Raw genomic sequence first — 2,744 nt, forward strand, 5'->3', positions numbered from 1 at the left:
GCCAGCACCAAAGCGCTCAGCAAAAGCCCCCACAGCAGCATCACACCTGGATGGGCAAAAACCACCCGGATGCTGGTGATCACCGCCGATATGGCATCGGTATCTCGGTCCAAAATCATGGGGATAGAGACCACGGACAAGCCATACACGAGTGCTGCAAAGGCACCGCCAACAGCCAAGTAAACCAGTAAAAATTCGATGTTTTGTGGGTTGAACACCGCCTCCATCACACCCGTGGTCGAGGGCATACCGGTATTGAAAAACACCGCGAAAACTACCAGCGATGCGCGGCCCCACAACAACTCCAACACCATGAGCACCAAGACCAACATGGACATGCTGCGAATGTGCTGGTCCCAGCACATCAGTGAGCTGGCCATCTCGGGGGATTCACCCCGCTGGCGTTTGCGGCTGACTTCGTACAAACCCATGGCCAAAAAAGGCCCCACCAACAAGCAACCCGACACCAAAGACAAGGTGTATTCGGGTTTGTGTTTGAACACCAAGGCCAGCACCTGCGCCATGCCCCAAAAGCACACGCCATAAAACAACGCGATGCCTGGGTGCTGCAAGAGGTCTTGCCAGCCTTTGCCCAACCAACGAAATGGGTCCGCAAAACGCAAAGGCCGCATGTGCGATTGGGGGCCCTCTGGCGGTGGCAGAGCAAACGGTGTTGCCATGTTGGGCAAATGCCCATCTTCAGCCGAGATGGGTGCAAGTGGCTTGGTTTCAGTGGTCATGGGCAGGCAATCGTTGGCCAATCAAAGATTGCTTTCAGAATACCCCCACAGGCATGCTTTGGGCACTCAGGAAAGCCCCCATTCGGTTCATAAATACGTAATTTCAGGTGATGTGTGTCGCCTTCGCGATCAGGCCATGGGCAGATGCGCCTGCACAGCTTGATGCAAGTCAAGGATCAGGTCTTGCGCCGATTCCAAGCCTGTGGAAAACCGCACCAAGGTGCCCGCCTTCAGGTGGGCAGGCCAGGCCTGACGCATCGACGCCAGTTCGTAAGGCACCACCAAACTGACGGGACCACCCCAACTGAAGCCAATTTTAAAAAGCTCAAGCGCATCACAAAATGCGTCCACTTGCGCCTGACTGAAGCGGGCATCGATCATCACGCTGAACAAGCCTGCAGCCAAGCCAGCCCCGGGCGTGCGGTTGCAAACTGCTTGCCAGTGGGCATGACCAGGCGCGCCTTCAAATGCTGGGTGCAACAACTGCGCGCATTGCGGCTGCGCTTGCCACCAACTGGCCAAGGCGCGAGCGGTTTGGTCATGGGCCGCGTAGCGTACGGCAATGCTGGGCAAAGAGCGCAACACGGTCTCGGCATCGTTGGCGGCAACCCCCAAACCCAAGCGCATGTGGCACAGCTTGATTTTCAGGTGCAAGGCCGCGTCGCGGGTGATGACGCTGCCCATCAACACATCCCCGCCGCCGCTGGGGTATTTGGTGAGCGCGTGGGCGCTGATGTCGACCGCCAGACTGCCCTGCCCTCCCGCCCCATCGCCCAACAAGTCAAAAGCGCTGAACGCCAGACCGGCCCCCCAGGTGTTGTCCAGCGCGGTCAAGACGCCTTGGGCTTTGCAGCGGCGCACCATCTCGGGCAAATCCGGAAACTCCATGCTGACCGAGCCCGGGGCCTCCAACCAGACCAGACGCGTTTGCGGGCCAATTTTGCGCGACAGGTCGTGCACGTCGGTCGGGTCATAGAACTGGTGGGAGATGCCAAAGTGACGCAACTCCGCCTCTGCCAATGCTTTGTTGGGCCCGTAAGCATTGTCTGGAATCAAGACTTCGTCACCCGTTTGAAGGACCGACAAAGCCACCAAGGCCAAAGCCGCCAAGCCGCTCGGCACCAGCACACACTGCAGCCCTCCCTCAAGGGTGCACAAGCGCTCTTCGAGTTGGTAGGTGGTGGGCGTGCCGTGCAGGCCGTAGGTGTAGGCCGATTTGTCTTTCCACTCACGCCGGCGCATGTCGGCCACAGTGGGGAAATACACCGTCGAGGCTTTGAACACGCCAGGCTGGGGGGCATTGAATCCGGCAGGCGGCGTGTAGGGGTGGTGGATCAGACCGGTGACGTTGGGGGAGCGTAAGTGAATTTTGCATCCTTGAATGCTAATGCAAACAGCCTCCGAAAGGAGGCTGTTTGAGGTCAAAGCAGGGAATGTCCTGAGCGCATCAAACGCGCCACTTTTCCATCAATTTTTCCGGACGCATGGTGTCATACGGCTCGAAAGGTTGGTGAATCCAGGGGTTGGTGGGCAGGTCTTCAATCGAGTAATCGGGCTTGAAGGCGGAGACGCCCTTGGTCCAGATCACGGCGGTGCGCAACTCGGTGATCGGCTGGTAGTTGTTTTTCAACTGGTCCACCACCGCACGCAAGGTGTGGCCCGTGTCGGCCAGGTCGTCCACCAGCAGCACTTTGCCCGCGATTTCGCCTTTGGGCGTGGTGATGAAGCGGGCGATGTCCAAGTGGCCCTGCACCGTGCCAGAGTCGGCGCGGTACGAACTGGTGGACATGATGGCCAGTGGCTTGTCAAACACACGCGACAAAATGTCGCCGGGGCGCATGCCACCGCGGGCCAGACACAGGATGGTGTCAAATTGCCAGCCAGATTGGTGAATTTTGATGGCGAGTTTTTCGATGAGGTTGTGGTACTCGTCGTAGCTCACGTACAGGTGTTTGCCGTCTTCGGTCAACATGCTTATTCTCCAGAGGTAGGTTCATTTCACTT

At 58.2% G+C, this 2,744-nt stretch carries 3 protein-coding genes; all 3 read right to left on the bottom strand.

Features of this window, described 5'->3' with window-relative positions:
* Window positions 1–680, bottom strand: a 680-nt coding sequence (locus tag Q0341_RS09510) for a DUF2189 domain-containing protein (RefSeq protein WP_299512520.1), incomplete at its 3' end; no start/stop codon positions are given.
* Between the two features lie 189 nt (window positions 681–869).
* Window positions 870–2,108, bottom strand: a complete 1,239-nt coding sequence (locus tag Q0341_RS09515) for a PLP-dependent transferase (RefSeq protein ID WP_299512522.1) — start codon at window positions 2,106–2,108, stop codon at window positions 870–872.
* A 79-nt stretch (window positions 2,109–2,187) separates the two neighbouring features.
* The gene (locus Q0341_RS09520; RefSeq protein ID WP_299512517.1) at window positions 2,188–2,712 is read right to left on the bottom strand and encodes a phosphoribosyltransferase; all 525 of its coding nucleotides are present in this window, start codon (window positions 2,710–2,712) and stop codon (window positions 2,188–2,190) included.
* Between the last annotated feature and the right edge of the window lie 32 nt (window positions 2,713–2,744).

Origin of the sequence: uncultured Limnohabitans sp., from assembly GCF_937889215.1 — a bacterium.
Classification (GTDB): domain Bacteria; phylum Pseudomonadota; class Gammaproteobacteria; order Burkholderiales; family Burkholderiaceae_C; genus Limnohabitans_A.

Bases quoted from the DNA above. Each gene is read 5' to 3' on its own strand.
- Q0341_RS09520 (WP_299512517.1), bottom strand. From the start codon at position 2,712: ATGTTGACCGAAGACGGCAAACACCTGTACGTGAGCTACGACGAGTAC.